We start from the raw sequence: 14,719 nt of genomic DNA, 5'->3' as shown, positions 1-14,719 counted from the left end.
AGTAAATGGAGCATAAAGAGTTAATAAAAGAGAGGATGTTGAAACAGGCTTCACGGATGTGGGCTATCGATGAAGTGTACGATGAATCCTCTTTTGATCCTTTGGTACGAATTTTAATTTCGGCACTAGCGGCGGAAAGTGAGTCTATTTATCACGAAATGGACCAAGTGCAGGATCGCGTAGCCCAAAAACTAATGAATCAGTTGATTCCTCATATTCATGGTGGAGTGCAACCTGGTTATTCTGTAGCAATTATTAATCCTACCGATTCGGTGGCGTGTTTGCCTGCGAATTATAAATTTTTAAGTCGGATCCGAAACGAGTTTGATGCACTTCGAGAATTGCAATTTATTTCTCTTCAGGAAACTTCTCTTTTTAAGGGCGGAGTTAAGTATATGCTATCCAATGCGGCATACTATCAAATGACTGATTATCGTTTCAAATCGCGAATCGAATCGGATGTTCTGAAAGGAATCGTTCTAGATAAAAATGATGTTTTGTTAGGGGTTGAAATACCCGTAAATACAGATGGTTTAAATACATTTCGATTATTTTTCGACTACAAAGAAAATAACGCAGTTCGTGATTCTTTTTATAGACAATTAAGAAGTGCAAAATTTTATTTTAATGATGAGGAATTAGAAGTTGAATTTGGATTGAATTCCGAACAAGACGAAGAATTAACTATTGATTGGGGAAGCTCAAAAAGCGAGTTGATTGGTATTAAAAAAAGGGTTTTATCTCATTACGATAGACAATTTGTAAGAATAAAAAGAGCTAATACCTCCGAACCAGATTTTAAAGCGAATAGTTCGCAAATAGAGGAGAATATTTGTTGGGTGCGTATCTGCTTTAATGAGGATTTTAATTCCGGAATTTTATCATCGGTAAATTGTTTTGCTAATGCTTTACCAGTGGTTAATCTTACCGAAAGAGAGAAAGTTTTTAAAAGTAGCGAGAACTTATCAGTAATTAGCTTACAGGATGAGGAAGCATTTTTTGCTCTGGATGTGGTGGAAGGCGATGATGGCGTAATTTACGAGGAGTATGGAGTTCAAAATGGAAGCGAATGGGAGAATGGTACATTTCTTTTGCGCCGGGATGGGGTAGCTGGCATGTCGACAGAAAATGCTAACGAAGCAATTAATTTTTTAATTGGAAAACTGAGGAATGAAAGTGCTGCATTTGCAATGCTCGATAATGGTAAATTTTCGGATGACTTGAAAGTGCTGGGACAAATAATTGCTCGTTTGCAGCAATCAGTAACCCAAAAGAAAAGGTATCATAGTCCTGTGTATATGTTCCTAAAATATAAAGAAATTGCAGATACCATTTTTGTAAAATATTATACTACAGCTGGAAAAATTTTAAAAGGAATTAAGCCGAATACTCCAATATTACCATATAAAGGAGCTTCTATTCAGCAAGCTGGAGGCTATTTTATAACTCCTATGACTGGAGCCCGAAATGTTTTAAATTCTGACGAGCAACTTTATAATAATAGGTATATGATGTTGTCTGGTGGGCGAATTGTTACAGAAAAAGACATTAAAGCATTGGTTTTTGATGTTTTGGGAGAAAGGATTGAACAGGTGGTGATTGAAAAAGGATTAATGGAGAGTCAGGATTCTCAAACTGGTTTTGTACGAACAATCAATATCAAATTAAATAGTAAGCGGGAAATTGGGGAGGAAGATGCAATTATTCTAGAAGGACGCGAAATATTGCATGTTTTAGAAGAAAGAGGAAGTAATATTTATCCTTACTGTTTATTTATTAATGGAATCCAAATATTCAAACAATAATGGCAAAAAATACTGAAGAACCTCGTCAATTTAGGATTGACTCAATGATTTCTAATTTTTTTATACTTCTACTGATTCCGTTATTAGGACTTTTAGGTTTTAAATACTTTGCTTATCAAGCGCCTCCAGAGGTTAGTTTTGATGTGTTAGGAGATAAACACATGGCGAATGCTATGTTAAAGTTTAGAAATAATACCGCAGGGGATCATTCTTACGAATGGAATTTTGGAGATAGTACCGAATTGGTACATGAAAAGTCGCCTATTCATACCTATGCTGAGCATGGAGATTATACTGTTACGCTTAAAGTTAATGATAAGTACGAATTTCAGGAATCGATACATATAGAAAAGGTGAAGGACGATGAACCTGTAGTTATAATTCCAAGAATTGCCGGTCCTAAACAGGTGTACGTTGGTGCTTCGGCCGTTTTTACTTGTAGTGCCCAGGGAGGAAGTTCATGGGAATGGCAAGTTGATGGTTCTAGTCAAATGAATTCAAAAAGAAAATCGGTAAAGTATACATTTACTAAGCCAGGCTATAAAACGATTAGTTTGGTGGTAGATGGAAATAGAGAATTTACTGCTCAGAAGAAAATATATGTACGGGTGAAACCATCTGAAAAACACAAAATAGCGGCAACAACGAAGTCGGATGTTGAAAAAGAAAAGGAGTACGTTCCGGAAACCCCAGAAGTGTATCAGGTTTTTAAAGATATTGAAAAGAAGCCGGTAAAAGATCAATCCTTGCCTACGGATGGTGAACTAACGGTTATGTTTCAGCAGATTGCCGATGGAACTGGAGATAAAGAGAAATTTTTAAAATATTTCTCGGAGAACAATAAAAATTTAATGGCCAGATGTAATGGTGATTTATTGACTTTTGAGGCAATAATTAAAGATGTTGAAGGAAAGAATATTGTAATAAGAGAGTTTTCGACGGAAAGAATAAATAGTGCCAAGATTATAAATGTTACAATACGATACAAAAAAAAGCGAGGTTTTAAAAACGATTAAATATGGTAAATGAAAATGATATGTTTCTGCCTGTAAATTGGGTAGACGGCATGAATATTAATAAGAAGCATTTTATTGCTCAGGAGAACTCATTCATCAAAAAAAGTATGGGAGTGGCTGGCTTGTCGGTTTCGCCTTTAAATTTTGGTCTTGTTAGAAGTGAGAGAGACTTTTTGTGGATGGATATTGATAATGATATTCAACTTCTGGTCACTTTTAAGCCTGTTGAAATTGTTTTCCCTAGTGGCTTTCATTACGCTATTGCAGATGGAAAAGAATTTAAGTGTGATTTACCTAAAACGGAAAGTGATGCTATCTATTATGTCGTTTTATCAATAGATCCTTTTTCACGCCAACCTGTTGGAATGGCTGATGTAGCGGAAAGTCCAGTTCGAAAACCTTTTGTAGCTCCTGAAATGAATATTTCCATTTTAGAAGAAGACGAGTTATCGGAAATTTTATTGGGTCAAAATCACCTGGTATTCGGACGGATAACAAAGATGGATGCAAGTTGGAGTATCGACTCTGATTACATTATTGCATCAAGATTTATTGCATCGAATCCAGATTTGTTTGATGTTTATAAGCAAGTGGAAACCTATATTAGTTCCATTGAGAAGTTTTCTTCTTCAATTATTAATAAAATCCGACTAAAAAAACAGGATAATCCTCTTGCTAAAGCCTTAAATGAAATTTGCTGTAAGCTACTCGATTTTTTAAGTGTAACTCTTTCGAGATACAGAATTGCAACTCCTTATGATTACCCAGTTGAAATGGTAATTTTGGTAATGGATTTGGCACGTATGGTGAAAAATTCAATTGACGGATGGCAAGGATGCGGTAGGGATGAATTTTTGACTTACATATCGGATTGGTGTAATATTAACGAAGGGGAATTTGAGGATGCATTAAATCAGTTAATTAAGCATCACTATGATCACAATAAAATTAGTATTTCTGTAGACAAAGCAGTAAGGCTACTTAGTTTGTTAGAGCAAATGTTACAAATTCTTTCTGGTTTAGATTATATCGGTAAGAAAATTGAGACCGACCTTTTTGTGAAAGAAGAAACACTTATGGAAGAAGAAATAGAAGGAACAACTACGGCAAAGAAAAAAAGACCTTTCTTCTTTGGTAAAGAATAGTGCTATGTAAATTTAAATGTAAACTAGTATAGTGTTTTGAAATAGGAAACCTCCGTGTTAAAATCTTTGAATATGCAAGGGAGTAATTGGATAGTTAGTTTTCTAGAACAAAATCTTAAAATATAAAATTAGATGAAATCACTAAATGTAAAGCAACGCAGAAAGGCGTTTATAAGCTTCTTTTTACTATTTCTGTTAACTACTTCCTTGGTTGTTGTTATTGTGTTCTTTAATTATAAAGTCCCAGAAAAGGAAAATAAATATTTGCATAATAGATTGAATTATTTGAGTTTGGAAAAAAAACAAACCAGCGATTTTGCCCTTAAAATGGATAAAGTAAAATCGTTAATTGATATGATTGAAATTAAAGGCACAAATATTGAATTTACCGATCAGTTAATTTCAACAGAATTAGCAGTAATGAGAAATAAGTTTATTGCAGAAGATAGTGTTGCGAATGTTGGAATGTATAACAATATTATTCTTACCTATCTTGAATTAAAGGAAGCGAAAATAGAATTGCTTAATCTGGAAGATGCAAAAACAGATATTGAATCTTATGTGAGCATAATTGAAGAATTGAAGGAGAAATTGGAGGAAAAACAAAGAGATTTAGATATTTATAGGCATAATGCGAAATAATTCTAAGCAATTTGATGCATAAAAAAACACCCAATCTTACGATTGGGTGTTTTTGTTGGGGGTGGGCCCACATGGGCTTGAACCATGGACCCCCTGATTATGAGTCAGGTGCTCTAACCAGCTGAGCTATAGGCCCGATGAAAACAAGACGGTAAAAGTATTGTACTTACCTTTGTTTTGCGAGTGCAATGTTACATATTTGTATTGAATTATTCAATATTTGAAACAATTTTTTTATGCAAAAATACAATTCAATCCCAAATATAATTTTCGATTTAGGAGGTGTACTTCTTAATATTGATACGGATCAAGCAGTTAAGAGCTTTAAGGAAATCGGCTTGACTGATGTTAATTTAGTGAAAAAAGAATACGAGACCAATGGTTTGTTTGATCGTTTGGAAAAAGGGATGATAAGTGCCGATGAGTTTAGGTGTGAAATTCGAGCGCATATGAAGTCTGAAGTTACCGATGAACAAATTAATAAAGCATGGTGTTCTATGCTTTTAGATTTGCCCTATGAGCGTTTAGACTTGCTTATGAAGTTGAAAAAGAATCATCGTTTATTCTTGTTGAGTAATACGAGTATAATTCATTGGGAAACATTTATTAAAATGATTCAAGAGGTTCATGGCCTTTGTTTTTCTGATCTTTTTGAAAAATGTTATTGTTCTCAAGATATGGGCTTAAGAAAACCAGATCCTAAAATTTACACCACGGTACTTGAAAAGGAAGGTTTAATTGCTTCGGAAACATTATTTATTGATGATATGCTGACCAATATCGAAGCTGCTCAGCTTGTTGGGATGAGGACACACCATTTAGATTTGGAAAAAGGAGAAAGAATTGTGGATTTGTTTTAATCAGAAAGAGGTTTATTTTTTTCGAAAACTACCCATTGTATTGTCGTAATTGATATAATACAAACCATCTTGAAGTTCTTCTAGTCTAATCTTATTGCCAAAACCTTTAAAAACGATATTGCCGTAATTATCGTATATCTCGCACAGAGTTTCGTTGGTGAATAGTAATTCATCCTTTACTTTCTCGGGACCAAAGGTTATGGCTGGTAAGGCAGATACGTAGTTAATTTCTGAGGTGTAATTTGGCTTTTTGGTATAGTCAACCTGATAAATTCTGAAAATATTTTTACCGGAGTGTGGGCGAACGTTAAGCTGATATTTATTTAGTTGTGGTATTCCAACTCCCTCTACTTCGCCAATAGTGATCCATTTGTTCCAACGATATTGCTGAATGATAAATGGTAAGGCTCCCATTTCATCTTTAGTAGTCCAATTTAAGATTCCTTTTTTATCAATGGTTGCATTTTGCAGATTAAATGAACTAATTGGTTTTATTGCCTCTGGATTAATTATTCTAGGTAGACATCCATTTTTATAAGTAATTGTTATGTTTATCTTTTCGCCTATCGGAAAATTGAATTTTGATAAGTCAATTTCAAATGCACTACTATTAATTTCATCCTCAGAGGTTTGTCCATTTACAGTTATTTCAGATACACAAAACCCTACACCCGAATCCGAAAAAGGATTGAGGATGTAAATATTTTTGCCTAAAAAAATTCCGCTTAGTTCGAGTTTATCTGCGTAAGCAAAATTAAAAAGGAACAAAAAAAGTAGTAGTGTAATTTTGTTCTTCACTATGTAAAATAATATTGATCTAAATGCAATATATAAAACAAAGAGAGATAAAAAAAAGTTTAAAATGGATTATTTATGAATCCAGTCTCCATGGGCTTTAATGATCTCGGTTAGTTCGTGAATGGCATCTTTACTCGGAATATTTTTTTTCATTAATTCACGTCTTTTGTATAAAGATACTTTTCCTGGACCAGCGCCTACGTAACCATAGTCTACGTCGCCCATTTCACCCGGACCATTAACAATACAACCCATAACCCCTATTTTTAGATGAGTTAAGTGCGAAAAGTTCTTTTTTACTTCTGCAACTACATCTTGTAGCTGAAAAAGAGTTCTGCCACAACCAGGACAGGAGACAAATTCGGTTTTACTGGTTCTCACTCTTGCAGCTTGTAAAATTCCAAATGCTGTAGAATTGATCTCCTTATGAGAGATACTTCCTAAATTATCAAGCCAAATTCCATTGCCAAATCCATCAAAAAATAAACTTCCTAAATCAGCAGCGGCTTTTAAATGAATAGCCTCCAGATTTGATTCCTGAAATGCTCTTTTAAAAATTATGGGTGCTTTACATTTGCTTTGAATCATTTGATAGGCAAAGGCTCTCTGTTCTGCAAAGGCATTTTGATGCGTTGATGAACAAACTAAAACGACCTTCGGATTATTGGTGATTTTTTGAATGAATTCATCCGATAAATCGGAATAGCTACACTCCACAAAAAAGATATTGCTGTGAAAAGGAGCTAGGTTTGCGTTCATAAATGTTTTGGACTGAAACAGTGGATAGGTATTTTCGGCAAAATTATTTGCCATTTCCCAACATTCCTGATCTACGATTATGCCTAATTCTTTCGGATAATCAGCAAAAATAGCATCGAAACCATTTACAAATAAATAATCGCTGGCTAACTTGCCTTTTTCCCATTCTAAACTGTCTTCATTTAAAATATAACCAGCTTTTACGGGTAAATCGGTGGTAATGTATTTTTCGTGACTGGCATCTGTTACCACTACAGGAACTTTTTGGCTTCCAATATTTTCAATTAGTGATGTAGATCTTTTGTAAAAATCAAAAAGATTGACAGCAACATTTTCTACCGGAAGAATGGGAGCATGACCAACTTTCTCAGTAAGGTAATCAACTAGTTTTTTTCCTACTGGTGATTCTATTTCTGGATCTTCGGTTAAGGATATTCGAACCGTATCGCCAATGCCATCATTTAGTAAAGCTCCAGTACCAACAGCCGATTTTATTCTGCCATCTTCCCCTTCGCCGGCTTCGGTTACGCCTAGGTGCAGCGGATAATGCATGTTCTCATTTTCCATTTCACAAACCAGCAAACGAACGGTTTTCACCATCATTACCGTATTGCTCGATTTTATCGAGATAGTAACATTCGGAAAATTTTGCTCCTTACAAATTCGAAGGAATTCTAAAGTGGCTTCAATCATTCCGCGCGGTGTGTCGCCATATCTGCTCATAATTCTATCGGATAAAGAGCCATGATTGGTCCCAATTCGAATAGCCGTATTGTGTTCCTTACAAACCCGAAGCAGAGGAATAAATTTATCTTTTATTTTTTCCAGATCTTCCTGATATTTTAAGTCTCCGTAATCGGTACCGTTGAAATCGGCTCGTTTATCAACAAAATTTCCTGGATTGATTCGAACTTTATCTACATATTTGGCAGCTATTAATGCTGCGGCAGGATTAAAATGAATATCAGCAACCAAAGGAGTATTATATCCTCTTTTTACCAATTCTTCTTTTATAAATTTTAGGTTTTCGGCCTCTTTTGTTCCTTGAGTAGTTAATCGAACATACTCTGCTCCCGATTCTATCATTCGAATCGATTGTTCAACACTAGCAGTAATATTATTAGTATCGGTGTTGGTCATCGATTGAATTCGAATTGGGTTGCTGCCACCCAGTGCTGTATTTCCAATTGTTGATTCTGATGATATGCGGCGAGAGTAGTTAAACAGATCTTTGCAAAAAAGTGGTTGTTTCGAGAAACTCATTGTTTAGGTTTTAATATTGATATACAAAGGTAGCTAATTATGAATTATTAATTACGAATTATCAGTTTCCATTAAAAAGAGCAGAAGAATGATTAAATTCAGCCTCAGATTACTAGTTAAAAATACATTTCAATGTCGATCAAAGTTCAGGAAGTAAGTAAGATATACGGAAAACAGAAAGCCTTGGATAATTTGAGTTTTGAAATCAATCAAGGCGAAATTGTAGGATTTTTAGGCCCAAATGGAGCAGGAAAATCAACTATGATGAAAATTATTACTGGTTATATTCCACAAACTTCGGGTTTAGTAGAGGTAAACGCACTAGATGTTAGTAAGGATTCTCTCGAAATTAGAAAACAAATTGGTTATCTGCCCGAGCACAATCCATTGTATTTGGAGATGTATGTGAAAGAATACCTTAATCATGTTGCATCTATTTATAAATTAGGAAATAGGAAGGCAAAACGAATTGCCGAAATAATTGACCTTACAGGATTAGGGGACGAACAGAATAAAAAAATTGCTTCCCTTTCGAAAGGATATCGACAACGAGTTGGAATTGCTCAGGCGTTAATTCATGACCCGAAAGTATTAATATTGGATGAGCCAACCACAGGATTGGACCCGAATCAATTATTAGAAATTAGAAAATTGATTATAAATATCGGCAGGGAAAAAACGGTGATGCTATCGACTCATATTATGCAGGAAGTGGAAGCTTGTTGCCAGCGAGTTCTTATTGTAAATAAAGGGAAATTAGCAGCCGATCGAAAGATCGATTTCCTTAGCGCCGTGAAATCGTCTCCAATGGTCGAAGTAGAGTTTGCATCCGAAGTTTCTATCGAACTATTACAGCAACTTAATGATGTGGTTCAATTGATTGAGCTTGGTAGTAAACGATTTACCTTTGTTTCGAAAAAGGACATCCGAAAAAGTATCTTCGAATTTGCCGTTGCAAAAAATCTGGTGATTTTAGAGATGAAATCCAAAGCCCAAAATTTAGAAGACATTTTTCACGAACTCACTGTTTAATTAAGACTAACAGCTCTTTATTGGCGCGGAAGTCCTTGTTTTTCAAGTGCTGTAATTGATTAAATGTTGCAAAAGCAAGACTTTAGTTTTGTTTCTTTCCGAAATAATACTTTCCTTTGCACCGAATTAAGTGGAAAGATTTGGCTGCTTGCAACCACGGAAAAAAATGCTAAATGGTGAACTATGTGCTTTTCTGCATATAGACAACCAACCATTACTTTCCCGTATCGTGTACATCATTATTTAGTTAATGATTTTAAACAACATTGCTTGTCGATTTTAGGAATTCAATTCCTAAGCCCGACATCACAACTAATTTTATTAAAATATTATGGGATATTTATTCACATCAGAATCAGTTTCTGAAGGACATCCAGATAAAGTCGCTGATCAAATTTCAGATGCTTTATTAGATAAGTTTTTAGCTTTCGACCCTAATTCGAAAGTTGCTTGTGAAACCTTAGTTACTACCGGACAGGTATTTCTTGCCGGCGAAGTAAAAACCTTAACCTATATCGATACGCAAGAGGTGGCTCGCGAGGTAATAAACCGTATTGGTTATACCAAAAGTGCCTACCAGTTCGATGGTACATCATGTGGTGTATTATCGGCAATTCACGAACAATCGGCCGATATTAATCGCGGTGTCGATCGGGAAGACCCAATGACACAGGGTGCCGGCGATCAGGGAATGATGTTCGGTTATGCTTGCAAAGAAACAGACGATTACATGCCTTTGGCACTCGAACTTTCGCATCGTTTGCTAATTGAATTGGCAGCTATTCGCCGCGAAGGAAGAGAAATGACCTACCTTCGTCCCGATTCAAAATCGCAGGTTACCATTCAGTATGCCGACGATGATACTATCGAAAGAGTACATACCATCGTAGTTTCTACCCAGCACGATGATTTTGGCCCTAACGATGAGTTAATGCTTGCAAAAATTAAGAAAGACGTTCGTAATATCTTAATTCCACGGGTAATTAAACAATTACCAGAGCGCGTTCAAGCAATGTTCGACGAGGATTTTATTTTGCACGTAAATCCAACAGGAAAATTCGTAATTGGCGGACCTCACGGCGATACAGGCCTTACTGGTCGTAAAATAATTGTAGATACATACGGCGGAAAAGGCGCCCATGGTGGAGGAGCATTTTCAGGAAAAGATCCATCGAAAGTAGATCGTTCCGCAGCTTATGCCGCTCGTCATATTGCCAAAAATTTAGTTGCTGCAGGCGTGGCCGAGGAACTATTGGTACAACTTTCGTATGCAATTGGTGTTGCCGAACCAGTAGGTATTTTTGTAAATACTTATGGCAAATCGAACTTAAGCATTAGCGATGGACAAATTGCCGAGAAAATTACCGAATTATTCGATCTTCGTCCTGCCGCCATCGAGCAACGTTTAAAATTGCGGAATCCAATTTACGAAGAAACAGCAGCTTATGGCCACATGGGGCGCACCCCTCGTACCGTAGTAAAAAAATTCGAATCTCCGTATTTCGATGGTGTTGAGCTTGAGGTAGAGCTGTTTACTTGGGAAAAACTAGATTATATCGAGAAAGTGAAAGAAGCTTTCAAGCTATAATTCGACTAAAAACAAATACAAGGCCATTCCATTTATCTGGAATGGCTTTTCTTTTTTCCATAAAAATTCATTCTGGGGTTCCCCTGCGTGGCGGGCTTTCCATTCCAAGTCCTCAGTCGTTCCTCCTTGCGGGCTTTCCACTACAATCCCTAACCCAATCCCCAGTTTTAACATGGCACAAAACATTTTCACTCCCCATTTTATAATTATTTTTTAAATAAATGGTAATGTATCCTAAAAGCTTAATAAAATAGTACCAAATAATAAGAATCTAAACATTTCAAATAATAAGTAAACACCTTCAATTAAAATTCAAACACCTGCAAATAATATTCTTGTTATCTCAAGTAACATTTTAGCACCTACAAATAATAATTGGATACTAAAATATAGCAATCACCGCTAATTATTGTTAGCTTTATTACTCTCACAACAAGAATAATGTGTTGCCAAGCTAATTATAAAAGAATCATTATGAGACGAAAAATTAAAAACTCAGTTGCTATTAATGAACTTATTAGTTTCGAAATGAAACGACAAGGATTAAACGCTCCCGAACTGGCGCAAAAAATGAACATTGGTTTAAACTCAATGTATCATATTCTAAAACGACCAAGCATGCAAATCGATCGCCTTTGGGAAGTTTGTGAAGCACTGCAATTGAATTTTTTTAAAGTTTTAGCTGATGAAATAAATATTAATAATCCTATCGATCCTCAATTGGATGAATTGCAACGGGAAAATAAAATGCTTAGGGAGATAATTCAACTATTGGGAGCCAGTAAATAGTACAATACCAAACTAATACTTGTAAAGTTCGGCGATAATCATTAAATTAAGACCTTGAGATCTTTTACTGAAGAAGACAGCTTAATTAGATGATTTACTTTAAGTTTTTAAAATGAAAAATTGGTATTTATATATAGCACTACTTTTGTTTACAGCCTGTTCAAGTAGTGGAGATAGGTTAGAGGAAATGGATGAACTTCCGAAAAAATCAGAAGAAATGATGGAGGAAGAAGGAACTACATCTAATTTTGTTTCCGATGCGCATCCAACATCGGGTACAGCAAGTATTAGCGAAGATGGAACAACACTATCTTTAACTAATTTTAAATCGGACGATGGTCCTCTGTTAGAACTTTATTTAGCAACCGATTTAACAGCAAAAACCTACGTTTCTTTAGGCGATTTGAAAGGTCTCGAAGGAGATTATCAGTACAGTATTCCTACAGGAACCGATTTAGAAAGTTTAAAATATGTAATTGTTTGGTGTGTCGACTTTAAAGTAAGCTTCGGACATGCCGTGTTACCATAAATTTAGTGAATACAATTAAAAACAGTAAAGTCAGATCAGTTGATCTGGCTTTTTTTAGTTCTTATAATTTGGTGTGATTATGCTTTTTAGAAGATTTGTAAAAATGGACTAACAAATGGTAGGCTCCATTTGAAATTCCAACAAAAATCAGGAACCAGACAAAACTAAGGATAAGTACTATTAATCATTATATGCGAGCTAAGCAGGTGTTTTGGGAATGGTAATTGTACTAAATTTGTAATTGTTAATCCTCGATCGATGTAACTATTTGAACTCTTCTGGTTATATGGGTTTTTAATTTATCTTTTTTATTTAATAGGATAATGCCTCAGCGTATCCTCAAAACTTTTCTCAACAGGAATAAACTCAAAACCCAAAGCTTCTTTTATTTTCTGGTTGTTGTAGTGTTTTATATGATGAGCAGATCTTGCATTTTCTTTTGTGAAACCTGCCGAACGAAACAGAAATACTTTTTTTAGGTAAGCCAATCGCCAAGCAATTTCGGTCATTTTTCTGCTTGCATATTTTGTGGGGCCGGGCAGACCTAAATTTTTAGCAATAGTTTTAAAAACGAATTCGAAAGTGCAGTTTTCGCTGTTCAGAATAAAACGCTCATTTCTAATTTCGCTGCTCATTAATTCTATCATCGAACGGCTCACATCACGAACATCAACATAACCCGTAATTCCTTTGGTGTAGTACTTTAATCCTTTGGTAACCGTTTTAAATAGTAACGAACTTCCCTTATCCCATTGTCCAGGACCCAAAATAATAGATGGATTCACAATTACGGCATTCAATCCTTCCTCTATGCCTCTCCAAACTTCCAATTCCGATTTAAACTTACTGCTCGAATAGTTCGATCTTTTTTCTTCGGGAATCCAAGGTGTTTTCTCACTAACGGTATTTGCTCCTTCCTCGGGCGAACCCAAGGCAGCAATAGAACTCACCATGCAAAATTTCCGAATGTTGGCATCTAAACAAGCATTTACTATATTGTAGGTTCCTTCTACATTAATATCTTGCAAATTTTTCCCATCTTCTTTCTTAAAAGATACCAAAGCAGCACAATGGTACACATCTTTCATTCCAACTAAAGCATCTTCCAACGAGAAAGGATCTAACATATCTCCATCGAACCATTCAATTGCTTCGAATAGTTCATCGGCATTTTGGCTGTAAAATGCGAAAGTAGTTCTCACCAATTCGGTATTGCTGCTTTTTCTTTTCAGCGCACGAACTTTATTGCCTTTCGAAAGTAAATCAAATAATAAATGCGAGCCTACAAGACCTGTTCCGCCGGTAACTAAAATCATGCTTTAGTGAATATCTTAATGAGTGAATGTGAGTTGAAACGCAAAGCCGCTAAGAGGCAATGAAGGGAATTTATTTTTGCCCCTTGTGCCTTAGCTTGTTTTTCTTTTATTCAATGTGTTAATAAATGTTGTAACGCAAGTCCTCTAAGCCACAATTTAAGGGAATATAGCTTTGTACCTATGCGCGCCTTTGCGTTCTGATTTTCTTTTATCTCTTCCAGTTTAGTTTAATGGATTGTGTCATTTGTGAATGAACGCTTAATGGTACAGGGCTGGTTCCTGCTACACTTTCAATAATTTGTTTTTCTTCTGCAGTATAATTTTTATCCGGAAAGTTAAATTCTACGATTACTTCTGCTACTCTTCTTGGATCACTTGCCATAATTTTTGTGATATCGAGTTCGGTTCCCGTAATATCAATATTATTGTCGCGAGCAACAATTCCCATAATGGTCATAATGCACGAACCTAAGGATGTTGCTAATAAATCGGTTGGCGAAAATGCTTCCCCTTTCCCCTGATTGTCAGTTGGGGCATCTGTAAAAATTTTTGCTCCCGATTGTAAATGAATACACTCTGTTCGTAAATCGCCTAGGTATTTCGATTTGATGGTTGTCATGCTGTTTTTGTGTTTAATGAAGGTATCAATGTATATTTTGTTTTGTGAATTTACGCTTTACCATTAAAATTACAAACAGCACGATGAGGTTATTTGTGAAATTATAGGATTACTTTGTCACCCTCTTTTTTAATCAAGCTGTTATATATCTAGTTAAACTAACATAATGTGAAAGTGAATAATACAAAAGAAAATATCATATTCGTACTAATTTTTTCTATGATTTTTGTGATTGTTACAACAGCTATCGAATTTTGGATTTATGATTGGGTTAAAATTGAGAAAAATATAATTGTAGGTGTAATTGTAAGCGTTTTGCTTCTTTTGGATAAAAGATATAAATTTTTAGATAAGATTAAACAGAAACTTACATTTATAAAATAGCGTTTTAAACGCCTATGGATTTCTTTCAAATTAAAACCTAAATACATTTAATTATTTCGAATTAGAAGCAATCTGCAAAATCCTAAAATTGGGAACTATTCATGCCCGATTAAATAGAGCTTAGTCCCTTGATTCTGCAAACACTATAACCATCAATTCTTGTATTTTTTCTAT

The 14,719-nt window shown here is 35.2% G+C and carries 14 protein-coding genes and 1 tRNA gene; 10 read left to right on the top strand and 5 right to left on the bottom strand.

Translation table 11 applies throughout. The features are described 5' to 3' along the window. The first annotated feature begins 5 nt into the window (after positions 1–5). The 4 genes from BZG02_RS11845 (at position 6) to tssO (ending at position 4,608) form a co-directional block, all read left to right on the top strand. Positions 6–1,805 carry a type VI secretion system baseplate subunit TssF gene (locus BZG02_RS11845; RefSeq protein WP_143470462.1) on the top strand — a complete coding sequence of 600 codons (1,800 nt, stop codon included), beginning with the start codon at positions 6–8 and terminating at the stop codon, positions 1,803–1,805. Continuing rightward, on the top strand, positions 1,805–2,821 hold the full coding sequence (locus BZG02_RS11840; protein WP_101261645.1) for a PKD domain-containing protein: 1,017 nt from the start codon (positions 1,805–1,807) through the stop codon (positions 2,819–2,821). The genes BZG02_RS11845 and BZG02_RS11840 overlap by 1 nt, the downstream gene beginning before the upstream one ends. A 2-nt stretch (positions 2,822–2,823) precedes the next feature. Next, positions 2,824–3,966, top strand: a complete 1,143-nt coding sequence (locus BZG02_RS11835; protein WP_101261644.1) for a hypothetical protein — start codon at positions 2,824–2,826, stop codon at positions 3,964–3,966. A 132-nt stretch (positions 3,967–4,098) separates the two neighbouring features. Further along, on the top strand, positions 4,099–4,608 hold the full coding sequence (tssO, locus tag BZG02_RS11830; protein WP_101261643.1) for a type VI secretion system TssO: 510 nt from the start codon (positions 4,099–4,101) through the stop codon (positions 4,606–4,608). Positions 4,609–4,670: 62 nt separating this feature from the next. On the opposite strand, the gene BZG02_RS11825 is transcribed toward tssO, so the two are convergent. Next, a tRNA-Ile gene (locus BZG02_RS11825) sits at positions 4,671–4,744 on the bottom strand. 100 nt (positions 4,745–4,844) lie between these two features. On the opposite strand from BZG02_RS11825, the gene BZG02_RS11820 reads away from it, so the two are divergent. After that, positions 4,845–5,468, top strand: a complete 624-nt coding sequence (locus tag BZG02_RS11820) for an HAD family hydrolase (protein ID WP_101261642.1) — start codon at positions 4,845–4,847, stop codon at positions 5,466–5,468. 12 nt (positions 5,469–5,480) lie between these two features. On the opposite strand, the gene BZG02_RS11815 is transcribed toward BZG02_RS11820, so the two are convergent. Both BZG02_RS11815 and ispG read right to left on the bottom strand, forming a co-directional pair. Then, positions 5,481–6,266, bottom strand: coding sequence for a hypothetical protein (locus tag BZG02_RS11815; protein WP_143470461.1), 786 nt, complete (start codon positions 6,264–6,266; stop codon positions 5,481–5,483). Positions 6,267–6,335: 69 nt separating this feature from the next. After that, positions 6,336–8,288 carry a (E)-4-hydroxy-3-methylbut-2-enyl-diphosphate synthase gene (gene ispG / locus BZG02_RS11810; protein ID WP_101261640.1) on the bottom strand — a complete coding sequence of 651 codons (1,953 nt, stop codon included), beginning with the start codon at positions 8,286–8,288 and terminating at the stop codon, positions 6,336–6,338. Positions 8,289–8,420: 132 nt separating this feature from the next. On the opposite strand from ispG, the gene gldA reads away from it, so the two are divergent. The 4 genes from gldA to BZG02_RS11785 all read left to right on the top strand — a co-directional run bounded on the left by gldA (position 8,421) and on the right by BZG02_RS11785 (position 12,226). After that, entirely contained in the window at positions 8,421–9,320 is a 900-nt protein-coding gene (gldA, locus tag BZG02_RS11805; RefSeq protein ID WP_101261639.1) for a gliding motility-associated ABC transporter ATP-binding subunit GldA, read from the top strand. A gap of 331 nt (positions 9,321–9,651) precedes the next feature. Further along, positions 9,652–10,908: a methionine adenosyltransferase gene (gene metK, locus BZG02_RS11800; RefSeq protein ID WP_101261638.1), complete on the top strand. Its 1,257-nt coding sequence runs from the start codon at positions 9,652–9,654 to the stop codon at positions 10,906–10,908. Between the two features lie 474 nt (positions 10,909–11,382). Further along, positions 11,383–11,697 (top strand): hypothetical protein, encoded by a 315-nt coding sequence (locus BZG02_RS11790; protein WP_101261636.1) that lies wholly within the window; start codon positions 11,383–11,385, stop codon positions 11,695–11,697. A gap of 112 nt (positions 11,698–11,809) precedes the next feature. Continuing rightward, the gene (locus BZG02_RS11785) at positions 11,810–12,226 is read left to right on the top strand and encodes a DM13 domain-containing protein (protein ID WP_101261635.1); all 417 of its coding nucleotides are present in this window, start codon (positions 11,810–11,812) and stop codon (positions 12,224–12,226) included. A 308-nt stretch (positions 12,227–12,534) separates the two neighbouring features. Here BZG02_RS11785 and BZG02_RS11780 read toward each other — a convergent pair whose 3' ends face one another. Beyond that, entirely contained in the window at positions 12,535–13,542 is a 1,008-nt protein-coding gene (locus tag BZG02_RS11780) for an NAD-dependent epimerase/dehydratase family protein (protein WP_101261634.1), read from the bottom strand. Between the two features lie 208 nt (positions 13,543–13,750). Continuing rightward, entirely contained in the window at positions 13,751–14,161 is a 411-nt protein-coding gene (locus BZG02_RS11775) for an OsmC family protein (protein ID WP_101261633.1), read from the bottom strand. A 168-nt stretch (positions 14,162–14,329) separates the two neighbouring features. On the opposite strand from BZG02_RS11775, the gene BZG02_RS20825 reads away from it, so the two are divergent. Continuing rightward, positions 14,330–14,545 carry a hypothetical protein gene (locus tag BZG02_RS20825; protein WP_180335704.1) on the top strand — a complete coding sequence of 72 codons (216 nt, stop codon included), beginning with the start codon at positions 14,330–14,332 and terminating at the stop codon, positions 14,543–14,545. Positions 14,546–14,719: the final 174 nt, after the last annotated feature.

The sequence above is a fragment of the Labilibaculum filiforme genome, from assembly GCF_002843315.1.
GTDB lineage: Bacteria > Bacteroidota > Bacteroidia > Bacteroidales > Marinifilaceae > Labilibaculum > Labilibaculum filiforme.
Note: the sequence above shows the minus strand (reverse complement) of the source record. Positions and strands in the feature narration are given on the sequence as shown.

Bases quoted from the DNA above. Each gene is read 5' to 3' on its own strand.
- BZG02_RS11845 (WP_143470462.1), top strand. From the start codon at position 6: ATGGAGCATAAAGAGTTAATAAAAGAGAGGATGTTGAAACAGGCTTCA.
- BZG02_RS11820 (WP_101261642.1), top strand. From the start codon at position 4,845: ATGCAAAAATACAATTCAATCCCAAATATAATTTTCGATTTAGGAGGT.
- BZG02_RS11785 (WP_101261635.1), top strand. From the start codon at position 11,810: ATGAAAAATTGGTATTTATATATAGCACTACTTTTGTTTACAGCCTGT.
- BZG02_RS11790 (WP_101261636.1), top strand. From the start codon at position 11,383: ATGAGACGAAAAATTAAAAACTCAGTTGCTATTAATGAACTTATTAGT.
- BZG02_RS11780 (WP_101261634.1), bottom strand. From the start codon at position 13,542: ATGATTTTAGTTACCGGCGGAACAGGTCTTGTAGGCTCGCATTTATTA.
- ispG (WP_101261640.1), bottom strand. From the start codon at position 8,288: ATGAGTTTCTCGAAACAACCACTTTTTTGCAAAGATCTGTTTAACTAC.
- BZG02_RS11840 (WP_101261645.1), top strand. From the start codon at position 1,805: ATGGCAAAAAATACTGAAGAACCTCGTCAATTTAGGATTGACTCAATG.
- metK (WP_101261638.1), top strand. From the start codon at position 9,652: ATGGGATATTTATTCACATCAGAATCAGTTTCTGAAGGACATCCAGAT.
- tssO (WP_101261643.1), top strand. From the start codon at position 4,099: ATGAAATCACTAAATGTAAAGCAACGCAGAAAGGCGTTTATAAGCTTC.
- BZG02_RS11835 (WP_101261644.1), top strand. From the start codon at position 2,824: ATGGTAAATGAAAATGATATGTTTCTGCCTGTAAATTGGGTAGACGGC.
- gldA (WP_101261639.1), top strand. From the start codon at position 8,421: ATGTCGATCAAAGTTCAGGAAGTAAGTAAGATATACGGAAAACAGAAA.
- BZG02_RS11775 (WP_101261633.1), bottom strand. From the start codon at position 14,161: ATGACAACCATCAAATCGAAATACCTAGGCGATTTACGAACAGAGTGT.